The following is a 16,414-nucleotide window of genomic DNA, read 5'->3' as shown; positions in this document are numbered from 1 at the left end:
TTCGCCGGCAAGCCTGGCTCCTACAGGCGAACCAGGTGCTGCGGTGTACCTGTTGCAATGCGCCATCGTTCTTCGCCGGCGAGCCTGGCTCCTACAGGCGACGCAGATGCCGCGGTGCATCTGTTGCATGGCGTTATTGTTCTTCGCCCTTAGGAGCGAGCGGGCATATCTGGTTCAAGCCACGTTGAAACGCGCCGACAATTGGTCCAGTGCCCGCGCCAGTTGTTCCAGGTCCGAGGCGGCTGTCGCGCTGCGCCCGGCATTGGCCGACAGCGCGCCGGTGCCGCTGGAGACACTCTCGACCCGGCTGACCATTTCCCGCGTGACCCGCACCTGCTCGGCAATCACGATGGCGATGGTGTCGACACTGCGAATCACGTCATCGGTGCCACTGCGAATCTGTGCCACCGAATCGCCGGCCTCATGGGCCAGGTTGACGCCATCGCGTACACGGTTGACAACCCGGCCCATTCCATCGACCACCGCCAGCGTGCCTTCCTGGATACGTTGCACCGTGAGGTCGATTTCTCCGATGGAGCTGGCGGTGCGCCGCGCCAGCAAGCGCACTTCGTCGGCGACCACGGCGAACCCGCGACCGGCCTCGCCGGCCCGTGCCGCCTCGATGGCGGCGTTCAGGGCCAGCAGGTTGGTTTGTTCGGCGATGCTGCGTATCACCTTGAGCACATGGCTGATTTCCGCGGAATACCCTTCAAGCTCACGAATGTGCACGGCCGTGTCGCTGATCACGTCGCTGATGCGGTTCATCTCCAGGGCCATGTCGCGGATAAAGCCCTCGCTTTTTCCCGAGCGTCCCGCCGAATGCTGGGTGATGTCGCGCGACACGCCGACATGGTTTTCCACTTCGCTGATCGACCCCGACAGGTCTTCCACCGCCCGGGATATCCCCTGCACCGCGTCCGCCTGCTGTTGGGTCGCGGTGGAGGCCAGCTCCGCTGATTCGGCCATGTGTGCCGCTTCGCGACTGACCTGCTGGACCAATTCGCGCATCTGCGAGATCAGCCCGTGCAGGCTGTCGCGCATCAGGGCGATGTCGCGCAGCATCAGGGCGAACTCATCGGCACCCTTGATCTCGATGGGTTGCAACAGGTCACCGCTGGCAATCGCCCGCACGCTGGCACCGGCCTGGGCAAAGGCGCGCTTGAGGCGACGCAAGGTGGAAAACGCGGTGAGGCTGCCCGCCAGTCCGCCCGTCACTGCCAGGGCCAGGTAAGCCAACAGCGTCGTGCGATAGCGGCGCTGTGCCGCCTCGTAGGCTTGTGCGGCATCGGCCTTCTGCAAGGCCTGCAATTTGCCCAGCTCGACCACGGCGGCAGTGCCCTCGGGTTCAGCCATGCGCAGGAAGGACAGAATGCCCGACAGACGAAAATCACCCGCGCGCAAGGACTCCAGGAGGATGCCCAACTCATCCTGCCAAGCCTGATAGTGCTGGTCGAACGCCTGCGCCGCCTGCAACTCCTCACCGTTCAACGTGCGTTGGCGATAGCTCGTCCAGGCCTCGGCCAGCGCCCGGTCGTTGCTCTCGATGGCACTGAGTGTCGCCTCCACCGGACGGTCGAATGCGGCCACCAGCGGGCCCTCCGGGTCGTGCTGGATCGCCAGCAGCACCAGGCGCCGGCTTTCATCGAGGCGGTGCTCGATATCGCCGAACATCAACAATGTCGCCAGGTTGTCCTCGTTAATGGCTCGCAGACTGTCGCGTGCCTGCTGCAAGCCATACGCACCGGACACCACCGCCAGCACGAACAACAACGTAGCCAACAGCGCCCAGAGCCACAGGCGCTGGGCGATGGTAATTGCCTTGAACATGTTCAATGGCCAGTCTCCTGCAGTGCGGGGTTACCCCCGCGCCGGAATCAGTCGCGAGTGAGCCCGGCCTGCATGGCCGCCAGATAGTGCTCTCCATAGGGTGGCAACAGACCCCATTCGCGACGCGGGTCGTGGGCCGATGCCTTGAACACCGTACGCATGTGACTGAATTCGAGAAAACCCTCACGACCGTGGTAGTGCCCCATGCCCGAAGCGCCGATGCCACCGAACGGCGCATCGTGCATGGCCGCGTGCATCATCACATCGTTGAGGGTAACCCCGCCGGACAGGGTGTGCTCCAGCACATGGCGTTGCTCCTGCACATCCTCGCCGAAGTAGTACAGCGCCAGCGGACGTGGTCGGCCGTTGATTTGCGCGATGACTTGATCGAGGTTGTCATAACCGAGCACGACCATGGCCGGACCAAAGATTTCCTCGTGCATGATCAGGCTGTCCGGGGCCGGGTCCACCACCACCCGCAACGGACGACGACGGTCCCGCGCATCCACGGCCAAAGGTTCGGGCAGGCACTCGATGCGTGCACCGCGCGACTCGGCATCGCGAACCAGGCCCTCGACCCGCTCCAGGTGACGCTGATTGACGACAGCCACCACATCCGGGTTGCCGGCCACGGTCGGGTTGAGATCGCGATAGGCACTGCGCAACGCATCGAGGAAGGCTTCAAGCGAGGCCCTGGGCACGTACACCAGATCCGGGTTGATGCAAATCTGCCCGCCATTGCACGCCTTGCCCGCGGCGATGCTGAACGCGGCCTTGTTGAGGTCGGCGCTTTGCGAAATGATCACGGGTGATTTGCCGCCCAGCTCCAGGGTAACGGGCACCAGGTTTTTCGCGGCATTGCCCATCACCCGACGCCCGACGGCCGTGCTGCCGGTGAACACCAGGTGATCGAACGGCTCACTGCTGAAGGCCTCGCCCAACTCCGGACCGCCATTGACCACTGCCACGACGAGCGGGTCCAGGTGTTCGGCGCACAGGCGCGCCACCAGTTCAGCCGTGCGCGGCACCACTTCCGAAGGTTTGAGAATGGCCCGGTTGCCGGCGGCCAGGGCCGAGGCCAGCGGACTGAACAAGGTGAACAACGGCGCGTTCCAGGTACCCAGGATGCCCACTGTGCCCTTGGGCTGATACATGACCCAGGACGTGGCACCGAGTTGATCGTAAGGGCTGAAGACCTGGCGCGGTTCGTCCTGCATCCAGCCCTGCAGATGATCACGGGCATACTTGAGCGATGCCAGGGCACCGAGCACGTCATTCATCAGCGAGAAGCCGGCGGGCCGCCCGCCAAAGTCCAGGTCGATCGCCGTGGTCAGTGCCTCATGGTGATTGACCAGCAGATCGATCACTTGCTGGAGTCGCTGGCGGCGAGTGTCGGCGTCCACATGGCCAGCATCGGCAAAGGCGCTTTTCTGTCGCGCCAGCAGGCTGGAAAGGTCCTGAACGGAAGTCGTGGCTGAACTCATTGTTATCCCCTTGCAGGTTGGCTCGATGGCCGTTGAGCGCCCGATGCGCCTGACGCCACCCTAGCGTCGTGCCCACCTGCCCCGCCTCGTCCAATCGGACGAGGCCCTGCATTGGCGTTAGTCCGTTGAGACGATGTTCGGTGCCTGCATACGCCCAATACTGGCCATACGAAAACCCCACTCCATGAGGCCAGTCATGGCAACGCAAAACGTCAGTTTCGATCCCCAGGCATTTCGTGCCGCGCTCGGCACATTCACCACCGGGGTCACCATCATCACCACCCAGAGTGAAGACGGCTCGCCGGTGGGTATCACCGCCAACAGCTTCAACTCGGTTTCGCTCAACCCGCCGCTGGTGCTCTGGAGCCTGTCCAAACAGGCCCGCAGCCTGCCGGTATTCAGCAGCGGCAAGCACTGGAACGTGCACGTGTTGTCCACGGAACAGGAAACCCTGTCGGGTCGATTCGCCACCCAGGGCGAGGACAAGTTCGCCGAAATCGAACTGGACAATGGTGTCAGCGAGGCGCCGCTGCTGCAGGACTGTACGGCGCGTTTCCAGTGCCGCACCGCCTTCCAGTATGAAGGCGGCGATCATGTGATCTTTGTCGGTGAAGTGCTCGCTTTCGACCACAGCGATCGCGCACCGCTTGCATTCCAGAGCGGCCAATATGCCCTGGCAACGCGCAAGCCACGCAGCGAACTGCGTCTGGCCACCACACCGCCTCCCCCCGAATGCAGCTACACCGAAGACTTGCTCGGCTACTTGCTGGGACGCGCGCATTATCAGGCACTCAATGCACTGCGCCAGCTATTGAGCAGTCAGCAGTTGGACGAGCAGACGTTTTTCGTGCTGTCGATTCTGTGCATCCGCGACAATCTGACCCTCGATGAAATCAACACCTTCGTCAATTACACAGGTCGCGTCGTGACGCTGGCCAGCATGCGTTTTCTCGAACGCCAGCGTCTGGTGGCATTCGAGGGTCCGCCAGAATCGCTGCGCTTTGTCCTCACTGCACAGGGTCGCGAGGTTTCATTGCACCAACTGGCGCTGGCCAAGGCCGTGGAAGAAGATCTCTCGGCCAAACTGGGCGCCGCCGATGCACAAGCCCTGAAGGTTTTGCTCAAGCGTCTGATCGTCGTCAGTGACCCTGGCCTGCCTGACCTGTGGGCACCAAGATGACTGCCCGGGCTGACGTGCTGTCGCCGGTCAGGAGCGGCTGGGGCAGCCACGGCTTGTTGTTACTGCTGGCCCTGGTGTTTGCCGACAATTTTGTCGGGCGACAGATACTCGCGGTCATGGTCGAGCCGATCAAAGCCGAATTCGCGGTGGGCGACACCGCCATCGGCTTGATCTCGGGCCTGGCGTTCGCGGCGGTCTATGCGCTCATGGGCTTGCCGGCGGGACGGCTGGTGGATCGCATGCCGCGTATCCGCCTGCTGGCGATGTCCTGCCTGCTATGGGCAGTGGCGACCATGGCTTGCGGGTTTGCCGGCAGCTTCCTGGCACTGGCCATGGCACGGATGCTGGTTGCCGTCAGCGAGTCGCCGACCACTTCAGCCTCGCTGTCGTTGATCGCCGACCTCTATCCACCACAACGACGCTCGTTCGCCATCAGTTGCTTTACGGCGGCACCGACCTTCTCCTCGATCATCGGCTTGAGTATCGGGGCCTGGGTGGTGGAACACTATGGCTGGCGCAGCGGGTTCATCGCCCTTGGCGTACCGGCCCTGGCGTTCAGCGCGATCCTGGCCTTTGTCGTGCGGGATCCGCAGCGGGGCCGCTGGGACCTCACACCCCACGCTCCGGCACAACCGGCACTGCTGGGCATGAGCGCCGAGGCACGCCAGCTCTGGGCATTGCCGGCCTACCGCTGCCTGGTCCTTGCTGGCGGCCTGACGACGCTCAGCTCCTATGCCATCGGCATGTGGAACACCAGTTTCCTGGTGCGCTCCCACGGCCTTTCACTGCAACATGCCGGTTTGCTGGCCGGGGTCATCTGCGGCATCTCGGCCGGGATCGGCGGCCTGTTCAGTGGCTGGTTGGCTGATCGTCTGAATCGTCGCCACCCTCACTGGCAAATTTCCATTCCGGTACTGGGCCATCTGGCAGCCCTGTGCGCATTGGTCCCCTACCTGCTTTGGTCCGGTTCCCTGCTGGTGCGCCTGGGTGACGTGCCGATTCCGAGTGCCATGCTCTGGTGCGCACTCTATTCCTTCTTTGCCGTGTGGTGGGTCGCTCCGTCCTACAACCTCGTCACTCAACTGGTACCCGCCAGCCGACGCGGTACGGCCATGGCGCTGCAAACCATCGTCAGTACGTTGCTGGGGGTTGGTGTCGGACCGCTGATCACAGGTTTGTTCAGTGACCTGTTGCTGCCGTTGTATGGCCAGGAGTCGCTGCGCTTTGCACTGCTGCTGGTCAATCTGCCGGTGCTTTGCGCAGTGCTGTTGCTGCGGCGCACTGCGCACCATGCCGGCACCACGAACTACCGCCACGGGCAATAACGCTCGACGTACTCATTTTCCAGTCGATGGATCGGATAACCATGACCACCGCATCAGCCCATCCAGTCCCCAGCGCTCGCGACCGGCTTCTTGACGCCGCGGCTGAACTCTTTGCGACACGCGGGTTCCAGGCAGTCGGCTTGCGAGATCTGGCGAGCCACCTGGGACTGCATGCCGGATCGCTTTACCATCACATCGAAAACAAACAGTCGCTGTTGTTCGAACTCATCGAATCCGCGCTGTCGGACTTGTTGCAGGAAACGCTGCATCGGATCAAAGGCGCCAGAAGTCCACGCGCGCGGCTGCGCTTGTTCATTCAAGCCTTCGTCGCGTTCAGCTTCAATGAACCCTGCAGACTGGCGCTGATGACCCGCGAGTTTGCGAACCTCAATGAAGAGCAGCAACAGCCGATAATCCAGCTGAAAAACAAATACGCGTCCGTGTTAGGTGCAATCATCGCCGACGAGCAGGGTGTCAAGGGCAAGCCTGGAAGTGACTGTTGCCCAACCACCAACGCGGCCATCGTCATGCTGTTTGGACAGTCACAGTGGTACAGCCGTGAAGCGACCGAATCACAACTCGCGCAGACACTCACGGATGTGTTGATGTGCCTGATCGCAGGCAGCAGGAAGAACCAGGGCAGCAGCAATGCCACAACACGACTGTCGACGATCGCGCTGCACGCAGGAAATGACAGAACGGAATGAAATACACCCGCCCCCTTCGCCTGGCCAGCCTCCCATGTGCGCGCAATGGATCGTCCAGCGCAAATAAAACGCGCAATATGGTGAAAAAAACCTGTTAAGCCGTTGTTTTACAGTAACCTTGAGCCCTCAGAGAAAACCCATGCCTGCACACGGCCGCTGACTGCTCCCAATGCGTAAACTTCTGTACCTGACACTCTCCATGGCGTTGATCGCCGCTCTCACGACCTACGCCATGTGGGCCGCGGACCGCCCGGTGGGCCATTACCTTTCGGATCTGCGCATCGAACTGGCCATCGATCAGGGCACCCCCGCCGACCGTGGCAACCTGCTGGGCATCCAGCCCGAGCTTTTCCCCACCGACTATCAAAGCCCCGAACGCCTGCATCGCAAACTTGCGGCTTACTTGCAAAAAGCACGGGACCAGGGTCTGTTGAACGAAAAGACCATCGTCGTGCTGCCGGAACACGTGGGTACCTGGCTGATGGTCAGCGGCGAAAAGGATGAGCTGTATCAGGCCACGACACTCAAGGAGGCCATGAACTGGCTGGCTGTGAGCAACCCCTTGAAGTTCGTCCGTGCACTCATCAGCGCCGAAGGCGGAAGTCGCCTGGATGACGCCCACCTGCGCATGAAGGCCAGGGGCATGGCCAAGGACTACCAGGCACTGTTCGGCGGTCTGGCGAAAGAATTCCAGGTGACGCTGGTCGCGGGCTCCATCGTGCTGCCCGAACCCAGCATCGTCGACGGCACCCTGAAGGCCGGTCGCGGTGCACTGTTCAACAGCAGCGTGGTGTTTGGCCGCGATGGTGTGCCGATAGGCCAGCCTCAACGGCAAATGCACCCGGCGTTCGAACAACAGGACGCGATCAAGGCCAATCGCGAGCAAACCCTCAATGTCGTCGACACGCCGGCCGGGCGCCTGGGCGTTCTGATCGGCAGTGACAGCTGGTACCCGGACAACTATCGCAAGCTCGACGAGCAGCAGGCCCGGATCGTCGCCGTGCCGGCCTTCATCGCCGGTCGCGGTACCTGGGATCAACCATGGCGCGGTTACAGGGGCTCCCCGGCACCGGCTTCGGTCAATCTCAAGACCGGAGAGCTCAGCGAAGGCCAGGCCTGGCATCGCCTGACACTGACTGCCCAACCGCCCTCCAGTCTGGCGATTGCCGGCATGAGCGTGTTCCTGCGCGGGCAGTTCTGGGATCAGGCCAGTGCCGGGCAGAGCTTTCTCAACAGCAACGGTCAGCAATTCGCAGACGGCAACGCCCGTGGTGCGCGCCTGCTGAACCTCTGGTTGTAAACCATGAAACCCCAGCCCATGCGTCTGGGTGACCTGTCGGTGGGCTTCGTTCACAGCCTGGTCGACGCCGTTCGCAGTCACGGCGCGGACCCACAGCCTCTGCTTGAACAATACGGCCTGGACGCGGCGCGACTCAGCCAGGCCGGTGCCCGGCTCTCGATTCCGCGCTACATGCGCCTGGGCCATAGTGCCATTCAGTTGACCGGCAGTGCGGCACTGGGCCTGCGCATGGGACAACTCAGCCGCCTGAGCCAGGTCGGCCTGGCCGGAGTGACTGCGGCCCAGGCGCCGACGGTGCGCGAAGCCGCGCGCTGCCTGACCCGCTTCGAAGCCTTGTATGGCTCCAACTATCGCGGCCAATCGAGCTTTCACGAAGATCCTCAGGGCGCCTGGCTGCGCTTCTACTCCATCAGCCCTTACAACAGCTATAACCGCTTCGTGGTGGATTCGATCATCGCCGGCTGGTTACACCAGTTGTCCAGCGTGAGCCCTGCCCCGCTTCGCGCCGAACGCATCGATATCGAATTCGAGGTACCTGACTACCGCGCAGACTATGACGCGCTGGGCGACTGTCCGATCCACTTTGGCGCCGAGCACAACCAATTGCGCTTGAGCCTGGCCAGCCTCGCCCAGCGCAACCCGGTACACTGTCCGAGTACCTGGCGACATTTGCTTGAGTTGTGTGAGCGCGAGCTTGAGCAACTGACACGCACCCGCAGCCTGCGTGAACGCATCACCCGGCTACTGGGCCCAATGCTCAATGGTGGCCGGGAGCCCGGCCTGGAAGAAGTGGCGGCACGCCTGAAGCTGCCCACCTGGACCTTGCGCCGCAAGCTCGCCGAGGAAGGCACGCAGTTTCGTGCAATTCTCAACGACACTCGCCACGACCTGGCCATGACCTACATACGCGATACCGAACTGGCCTTCGGAGAAATCGCCTATCTGCTGGGCTTCGCTTCAGCCGAAGCCTTTCAACGCGCCTTCAAGCGCTGGACCGGTCAGACGCCTGGCGAATTTCGCCGCAGTCATCGCCAATCCGTCTGACGTTTACAGCTCGGTAGCGTCTTCGGCCGGTTCCAGGGGATCCAGTTCAAACGCCTGGTACTCGAGCAGCTCTTCTTGATAATCATCCATTTTCGAATCCCCCAACGCTCATTGAAAAATATCTGAACAAGAGACCAACACCTTGAGCGTAAAGTGCCCGCGTTAAGAAAAAGTGACGCGAACACGACACTTCGTCGCTACTGGATAAACGTAGCAGCCGGTCAGGAATTTATCACAGGAAATTTTCGATACAGGCCGCTGGACAGCGACCTGATTGATGCGGGTCAAGCTTTTTGCCGTCGTCGGGAGACAGGTACGAAATCACCCGGTCTCCCGATGCCGATCACTGGCCGGTGATAGGCATGGCCTTGATCGGCTCTGCCGGTGGCGGCATGTCGCTCGGATTGGCCGGTGGCGTGATGATTTGCGCTGCAGGTGCCGGCTCGGCGCTCGGGGTCGCGGTAATCGGCGCGGCTTCAGCCGGTGGAGCCACCGGTTCGGACGCTGGCGACTCCTTTGCCGCTTCAGCGGCCGGTGCAGCTGCTGCACCGGCATCCGGCGTCAATGAAGCCGGTGCAGCCTTGGGTTCTGGCATGCCCAGTTCGGTTTTCGGCTTTTCGGTGATATGCGCCGCTTCTTTCGCTTCCTTGGGTAGAAACAGTTCGACCAGCGTGAAAAAACGCTCGTAGAACTTGTGCGAGGTCACGGTTTCGCTCGCCACCTTGACCATCGAATCATCCGATGAACCGATCGGCATCGATACGGAACCCAGTACACCCACCCCGAGACTGGCGGAGTTGTTCGTCTTCTTCAGCGCGTACTGGTCCTGCAGGGCGTTGGCGAACACCGTGGCGTGATGCCCGGCGCTGCCATCCTCGGCACAGACCACACTGAAACTGATTTCCATGTGGGTCTCGCCGGTCTGCTGGAAGCTCTTGTGTCCGCTGACCAGTTTCGGATCGCTGCTGGTAATGATGTAGCCCTGACTCAGCAACGCCCGACGTGCGGCCTCACAGGAAGCCGAATCGGTCACCGGATAGTTGCGGGAAAATGTTCCGGAGTCGTCGAAGTTCTCATGCTCATAGATGGCGGCTTTTTTCGATGAGCACCCGGCCGCGGCGGCCAGTACCAGTGCCAGCCCGGCAACACGCATGGGAAATGATTTAAACATTGAACATCCTGAGGAAAACGGTTCGGGGCGTATTGTGCAACAGAAAGATGCTTAGCGGCGCATCGATTGTGTCTTAAAACAGTTACAGGAGTGTTGACTCCGATATCAGGCAAAAGTCCCGCACGTTTGTCGCCCCGCCCCCCCAACAAAAAACCCCGGCCATTCGGCCGGGGTTCCCGTATCACTCAACACTCAGGCTGGCATCAGAAACGCTTGATATCGGCCTGGCTTTCCAGCTGCTTGCGGTAGGCCGCAAAGTCTTGCTGCCCCACGCGCGAAGCGAGGAAACGGCGATATTGAGCCTTTTCTTCGTCAGTCGGCGTAGCGGCTTCGTTGACACCGTTGAGACGCACGATCACCAGGCTGCCATCAGGCAAGGTCACGCTGGAGAAGGTCGGCTTGTCCTTGGCGGCAGGCTTGGGCATGCGGAACAATGCTTGCAGCACCGCAGGATCGACACCTTCCTGAGCACGGGTTGCCGCTTCGGTAACTTTCCAGCTCTGGCCGTCGATTGCCTTGTCCAGTGGAGTCTTGCCATCGCGCAGGCTGGCGATCAGCTCATCAGCGCGGGTCTTGGCCGCAGCACTGGCGTGCTCCTTGGCCAATTGCACGCGAATCGGACCGGCCACCTTTTCCAGCGGCAGTTGCGCAGGCTTCAGGTGTTCCTTGGCCCGCAACACAACCACGGTTTCAGGGTCGAGTTCGATGGCGGTACTGTTGGCGCCCTCATCCAGCACTTCCGGGCTGAACGCCGCAGTGATCACGGCACGGTTGGCGGCAATACCCTCACCGCCTTCACGCCCGAACGGTGCAGAAGTGTGAACGGTCAGTTTCAGATCCTGCGCCGGCTGAGCCAGATCGGAAGCTTCGAAGGAAGCATCTTCCAGTTGCTTGGTCGCTTCGACGAAACGCTGCTCGACCTGCTGGGCCTTCAATTCGCGCGTCAGCTTGTCCTTCAGGCTGGCAAATGTCGGCACTTCAGGCGCTTGTACACCCAACAGCTTGATCAGGTGGAACCCGAAGTCGGTGCGAACCGGTGCGGAAACCTGATCCTTGGACAAGGCATAAAGCGCCTTTTCGAAGGCCGGGTCATAGACACCAGGACCTGCATAGCCGAGGTCACCGCCATTGTTCGCCGAGCCCGGGTCCTGGGAGAATTCCTTGGCCAGGGCCTCGAAACTCTCGCCTTTGGCCAGGCGCCCCTGAATTTCTTCGATTTTGGCCTTGGCCTGGGCTTCGGTGGTCTTGCCGTTCACTTCGATCAGAATGTGCGCTGCCCGGCGCTGCTCGGACAGGTTCGCGGTTTCTTTCTGATACGCCGCTTGCAGGTCTTCGTCCTTGACGCTGACCTGATCAAAGAAGGAAGCCTTCTTCAGCTCCAGATAGTCGATGACCACCTGATCCGGCGTCATGAACTCCTTGGCGTGTTCGTCGTAATAAGCTTTGACCTCGTCGTCGGACAGCTTTACGGCTGCCGGATCGGCCTTGATGTTCAGGGAAGCGAAATCGCGCGTCTGTTTTTCCAGACGGGCAAATGCCAGCACCTGTGCATCGGTCACAAAGCCACTGCCTGCGACACCGGCGCGCAACTGGCCGATCAGCATTTCCTGAGCCAGCATCTGGCGGAATTGCATGCGGCTGTAGCCGAGTTGACGAATGACCTGGTCGAAGCGCTCAGGGCTGAACTTGCCATCGACCTGGAATTCCGGTGTTTGCAGGATGACCTGGTCCAATGCGCCTTCGGAGAAAGCGAATTTCGAACTCTCTGCGCCTTGCAACAACAGCTTGCGATCGATCAGGCCTTTGAGGGCTGATTCGCGCAGCATCTTTTCATCAAGCAAGGAAGCATCGAAGTCCTTGCCCAACTGTTGCATCAGCTGGCGACGTTGCATGTCGACCGCCTGGCTCAGCTCGTTCTGACTGATCTCTTCGCCATTGACCTTCGCCGCCTCATTCTTGTGCGTCGCGGCCTTGAAAATGGCATCGAAACCGGTCAGGGCCATCAGTACAACAATGACCCCGATAATGGTCTTGGCAATCCAGCCTTGTGAATTGTCCCTGATATTCTGCAGCATGCGTCCCCCATAAACGGTTGAACTTCACAATTAGGCAACCGTGGAGCGTGGGTAGAATCCGGATAGAAGAAAGGCGCATCCGAGGATGCGCCTTCTCGTAACTGGCGAAGCGGACCGATGACTCGAACTCTCGAGCCTCGGCGTCTCGGACCGGCGTTCTGCCGACTGGACTACCGCTCCGCTGCCGGATCAGGCATGACCCCGACCCGGAAAGGTAAAACCTGAAGCGAACTTAGTTGACAGCTTCTTTCAGGGCTTTACCAGCTTTGAAACCTGGTTTTTTGGCTGCTGCGATTTCCAGTGTCTTGCCGGTCTGCGGGTTGCGACCAATGCGAGCTGGACGATCGGTGACGGAGAAGGTGCCGAAACCAACCAGAACAACAGAGTCGCCAGCCTTGAGAGCGCCAGTGACGGATTCGATTACAGCGTCCAGCGCGCGGCCAGCAGCAGCTTTCGGGATATCAGCGGATGCAGCGATAGCATCAATCAGTTCCGACTTGTTCACTCTAAGTCCCCTTATATCTATTTGAGTATGATTCTAAGTTTTTTTGGTGAAAGCAAAAACGAGTGCTGAATGGCCTACAGACACTTAAGAGCCGCTTTATAACAAGGGCTCTAAAAAGCTGTCAAGGAAGCCCCCCAGGCAAATACGTACTAATGCGTGCTAATTCTTTCCTTAGAATCGGACTCGCGTTTTTCATCCTTCGCGACAATCTCCGGAGCCACATCCGGCAAGGGCTCCGGCGCGTATTGCAGCGCAATTTGCAGGACCTCGTCAATCCATTTAACCGGTTTAATCTGGAGATCCTGCTTGATATTGTCAGGAATTTCCTTCAAATCGCGAACATTCTCTTCGGGAATGATCACAGTCTTGATTCCACCCCGGTGAGCGGCGAGCAGTTTTTCCTTCAAGCCACCGATCGCCAGCACTTGACCACGCAAGGTGATTTCACCGGTCATGGCTACGTCCGCACGCACCGGAATGCCGGTCAATGCCGAAACCAGCGCCGTGCACATGCCTACGCCAGCACTAGGGCCGTCCTTCGGCGTCGCCCCTTCAGGCATGTGGATATGGGTATCGCGTTTCTCGTGGAAGTCCAGGGGAATACCCAGGCTCTTGGCGCGACTACGAACAACCGTCAGGGCAGCCGTGATCGATTCGACCATGACATCACCCAGGGAACCTGTCTTGATCAACTGGCCCTTGCCGGGCACGACAGCCGCCTCGATAGTCAGCAACTCGCCGCCTACCTGAGTCCATGCCAGCCCGGTCACCTGACCGATCTGGTCCTGTTGTTCCGCCAGGCCGTAACGGAATTTACGCACGCCCAGGAAGTGCTCCAGCTCGTCAGCAGTCACTTTCACCGAAAAGCGTTTTTCCAGTGCATGTTCCTTGACCGCCTTGCGGCAAACCTTGGCAATCTGACGCTCCAGCCCCCGTACACCGGCCTCGCGGGTGTAGTAGCGGATGATGTCGCGAATCGCTTCCTCGTCGAATTCCAGTTCGCCTTTTTTCAGCCCGTTGGCCTGAATCTGCTTGGGCGAAAGGTATTTGACGGCGATGTTGATCTTCTCGTCTTCGGTGTAGCCCGGCAGACGAATCACTTCCATCCGGTCCAGCAATGCCGGTGGAATATTCATGGAGTTCGACGTGCACAGGAACATCACATCGGACAGATCGTAATCGACTTCCAGATAGTGATCGTTGAAGTTGTGGTTTTGCTCGGGATCAAGCACTTCCAGCAACGCCGACGCAGGATCGCCTCGCATGTCGCTACCCATCTTGTCGATTTCATCGAGCAGGAAGAGCGGGTTGCGGACGCCGACCTTTGTCATCTTTTGAATCAATCTTCCCGGCATCGAACCGATGTAGGTTCGACGATGCCCGCGAATTTCCGCTTCATCACGCACGCCACCAAGGGCCATACGGACGAATTTTCGATTGGTGGCGTGAGCGATGGACTCCGCCAGCGAGGTTTTACCCACCCCTGGAGGACCCACCAGGCACAACACCGGGCCACGAATTTTCTTCACGCGCTTTTGCACGGCGAGGTATTCGAGAATGCGCTCTTTGACTTCTTCCAGGCCATAGTGGTCGGCATCGAGAATGTCTTCGGCGCGGGCCAGATCCAGGCGCACCTTGCTCTGAGCTTTCCACGGCACCTGAACCAGCCAGTCGATATACGAACGCACGACAGTCGCCTCGGCGGACATCGGCGACATTTGCTTGAGCTTGTTGAGTTCGGCCTGGGCCTTGGCAAGCGCGTCTTTGGGCAGGCCAGCGGCATCGATTCGCTTTTTCAGGTCTTCGATTTCATTGTGGCCTTCGTCACTGTCACCGAGCTCTTTCTGAATGGCCTTCATCTGCTCGTTCAGGTAGTACTCGCGCTGACTGCGCTCCATTTGCTTTTTGACGCGACCGCGAATGCGTTTTTCGACTTGCAGCAGATCGATCTCGGCATCCAGCAACGCCAGTACGTGCTCGACCCGGGCCGACAAATCGATGATTTCGAGAATTTCCTGCTTCTGCTCGATCTTCAGGGCCATGTGTGCGGCCATGGTATCAACCAGGCGCCCAGGCTCATCGATGCTGTTAAGCGACGACAGGACTTCAGCCGGGACTTTCTTACCCAACTGCACATATTGTTCAAATTGTGACAACAGGCTGCGAACGAACACTTCGGACTCGCGCTCGGGCGCGTCGGCCTCTTCGATCAGCGAGACTTCGGCACGGCAGTGGCCGTCCACTTCGCTGAAGCGCTCCACGGTGCCCCGCTGCTCGCCCTCGACCAGAACCTTGACTGTACCGTCAGGCAGCTTCAAAAGCTGCAGAACGGTCGCAATCGTCCCCACGCGATACAGTGCGTCTTCACCGGGATCATCATCAGCGGGGTTTCTCTGAGCCAGCAGCAAAATCTGCTTGTCGCCCGTCATCGCGGCCTCGAGGGCTTCGATGGACTTCTCGCGCCCCACGAACAGCGGGATAACCATGTGCGGATAAACCACGACATCACGCAATGGCAGGAGAGGCAATTCGATGGTTGTCTTCATGATTTCGCCTCTACGGCGGCCCTTGGGCCGGAAACAGATGAAAGTAAACTTGAAACCAAGATGGGGGCTAGTTTCGAAAAAAACAAGCGGATAAAAAAATGACTTGGAAGATCACTGCTTGCCGCAGCGCATGTGATTCAGCCTAACGCCGAAAAACCGGCTCGGTTGCGGCCGGGCTCCGGCCCAAGCCGCCCCCAACAAAAAAGGGGCCCGAAGGCCCCTTCTTTGTACCGGCTGCGCGACACTCAAGCGTCTGGCGCAACCTTGGCAGCGGGCTCACTGTTTTCATAGATATACAGTGGCTTGGACTTGCCTTCTATAACGCTTTCATCGATCACTACTTTACTCACCTCGGACTGCGAGGGGATTTCATACATAGTGTCGAGCAATACGCCTTCGAGAATCGAACGCAGACCACGAGCGCCGGTCTTGCGTTCCAGCGCGCGCTTGGCGACCGATTTGAGTGCATCGGCCCGGAACTCCAGGTCTACGCCTTCCATCTCGAACAATTTGCCGTACTGCTTGGTCAGGGCATTTTTCGGCTCGGTCAGAATCTGCACCAACGCAGCTTCGTCGAGCTCATCCAGGGTGGCCAGGACCGGCAGGCGACCGACAAACTCCGGAATCAGGCCGAACTTGACCAGATCGTCAGGCTCGACTTCACGCAGGGACTCACCGACCTTCTTGCCTTCTTCCTTGCTGCGAACTTCCGCGCTGAAACCGATGCCACCACGGGTGGAACGGTTCTGAATGACCTTTTCCAGACCGGAGAATGCACCACCGCAGATGAACAGGATGTTACGCGTGTCGACCTGAAGGAACTCTTGCTGTGGATGCTTGCGACCGCCTTGAGGCGGAACGGAAGCGACCGTACCTTCAATCAATTTGAGCAAGGCTTGTTGCACGCCTTCACCGGAAACATCCCGGGTAATCGACGGGTTGTCAGACTTGCGCGAAATCTTGTCGATTTCGTCGATGTAGACAATGCCCATCTGGGCCTTTTCCACGTCGTAATCGCACTTCTGCAACAGTTTCTGAATGATGTTCTCGACATCTTCACCTACGTAACCGGCCTCTGTGAGGGTCGTTGCGTCGGCAATGGTGAACGGAACGTTCAGCAAACGAGCCAGTGTCTCGGCAAGCAGGGTCTTACCATGGCGATCGCGATACTGGGGGTGTGGTCGGAGGCGATGACCACGCTGTCGTTGATCACAACGGCCATCGTATTCTGCGCCCTGATCGGTATCCCC

Annotated in this window: 11 protein-coding genes and 1 pseudogene; 5 read left to right on the top strand and 7 right to left on the bottom strand. The window is 59.8% G+C overall.

Going from position 1 to position 16,414, the window contains the following annotated elements:
• Positions 1–174: 174 nt before the first annotated feature.
• Positions 175–1,827 (bottom strand): methyl-accepting chemotaxis protein, encoded by a 1,653-nt coding sequence (locus ACQKP2_RS04040; RefSeq protein WP_427574545.1) that lies wholly within the window; start codon positions 1,825–1,827, stop codon positions 175–177.
• 47 nt (positions 1,828–1,874) lie between these two features.
• A complete protein-coding gene (locus ACQKP2_RS04035; RefSeq protein ID WP_427574741.1) occupies positions 1,875–3,338 on the bottom strand; it encodes a coniferyl aldehyde dehydrogenase in 1,464 nt (487 codons plus the stop codon).
• A gap of 169 nt (positions 3,339–3,507) precedes the next feature.
• Between ACQKP2_RS04035 and ACQKP2_RS04030 the strand changes: the two genes are divergently transcribed.
• From ACQKP2_RS04030 to ACQKP2_RS04010, 5 genes are all read left to right on the top strand, one after another.
• Positions 3,508–4,491, top strand: coding sequence for a flavin reductase (locus tag ACQKP2_RS04030; protein WP_427574543.1), 984 nt, complete (start codon positions 3,508–3,510; stop codon positions 4,489–4,491).
• The gene (locus ACQKP2_RS04025) at positions 4,488–5,816 is read left to right on the top strand and encodes a spinster family MFS transporter (protein ID WP_427574541.1); all 1,329 of its coding nucleotides are present in this window, start codon (positions 4,488–4,490) and stop codon (positions 5,814–5,816) included. The genes ACQKP2_RS04030 and ACQKP2_RS04025 overlap by 4 nt, the downstream gene beginning before the upstream one ends.
• A 41-nt stretch (positions 5,817–5,857) precedes the next feature.
• The gene (locus tag ACQKP2_RS04020) at positions 5,858–6,523 is read left to right on the top strand and encodes a TetR/AcrR family transcriptional regulator (RefSeq protein WP_427574539.1); all 666 of its coding nucleotides are present in this window, start codon (positions 5,858–5,860) and stop codon (positions 6,521–6,523) included.
• 169 nt (positions 6,524–6,692) lie between these two features.
• Entirely contained in the window at positions 6,693–7,823 is a 1,131-nt protein-coding gene (locus ACQKP2_RS04015) for a carbon-nitrogen hydrolase family protein (protein WP_427574537.1), read from the top strand.
• Between the two features lie 3 nt (positions 7,824–7,826).
• The gene (locus tag ACQKP2_RS04010; protein WP_427574535.1) at positions 7,827–8,867 is read left to right on the top strand and encodes an AraC family transcriptional regulator; all 1,041 of its coding nucleotides are present in this window, start codon (positions 7,827–7,829) and stop codon (positions 8,865–8,867) included.
• Positions 8,868–9,210: 343 nt separating this feature from the next.
• Here ACQKP2_RS04010 and ACQKP2_RS04005 read toward each other — a convergent pair whose 3' ends face one another.
• The 5 genes and pseudogenes from ACQKP2_RS04005 to clpX all read right to left on the bottom strand — a co-directional run.
• Entirely contained in the window at positions 9,211–10,038 is an 828-nt protein-coding gene (locus tag ACQKP2_RS04005) for a DUF2242 domain-containing protein (protein ID WP_427574533.1), read from the bottom strand.
• Positions 10,039–10,241: 203 nt separating this feature from the next.
• Positions 10,242–12,113 carry a SurA N-terminal domain-containing protein gene (locus ACQKP2_RS04000; RefSeq protein WP_427574531.1) on the bottom strand — a complete coding sequence of 624 codons (1,872 nt, stop codon included), beginning with the start codon at positions 12,111–12,113 and terminating at the stop codon, positions 10,242–10,244.
• 232 nt (positions 12,114–12,345) lie between these two features.
• Positions 12,346–12,618 (bottom strand): HU family DNA-binding protein, encoded by a 273-nt coding sequence (locus ACQKP2_RS03995; protein WP_002552737.1) that lies wholly within the window; start codon positions 12,616–12,618, stop codon positions 12,346–12,348.
• Positions 12,619–12,767: 149 nt separating this feature from the next.
• Positions 12,768–15,164: an endopeptidase La gene (gene lon / locus ACQKP2_RS03990; protein ID WP_427574528.1), complete on the bottom strand. Its 2,397-nt coding sequence runs from the start codon at positions 15,162–15,164 to the stop codon at positions 12,768–12,770.
• 245 nt (positions 15,165–15,409) lie between these two features.
• Positions 15,410–16,318 (bottom strand): annotated as a pseudogene (gene clpX, locus ACQKP2_RS03985) (ATP-dependent Clp protease ATP-binding subunit ClpX); the annotation flags it as partial.
• Positions 16,319–16,414: the final 96 nt, after the last annotated feature.

It is taken from the genome of Pseudomonas sp. NPDC089569 (assembly GCF_050280625.1).
Taxonomy (GTDB): Bacteria; Pseudomonadota; Gammaproteobacteria; order Pseudomonadales; family Pseudomonadaceae; genus Aquipseudomonas.
This window is presented reverse-complemented; position numbering and strand designations above follow the sequence as displayed.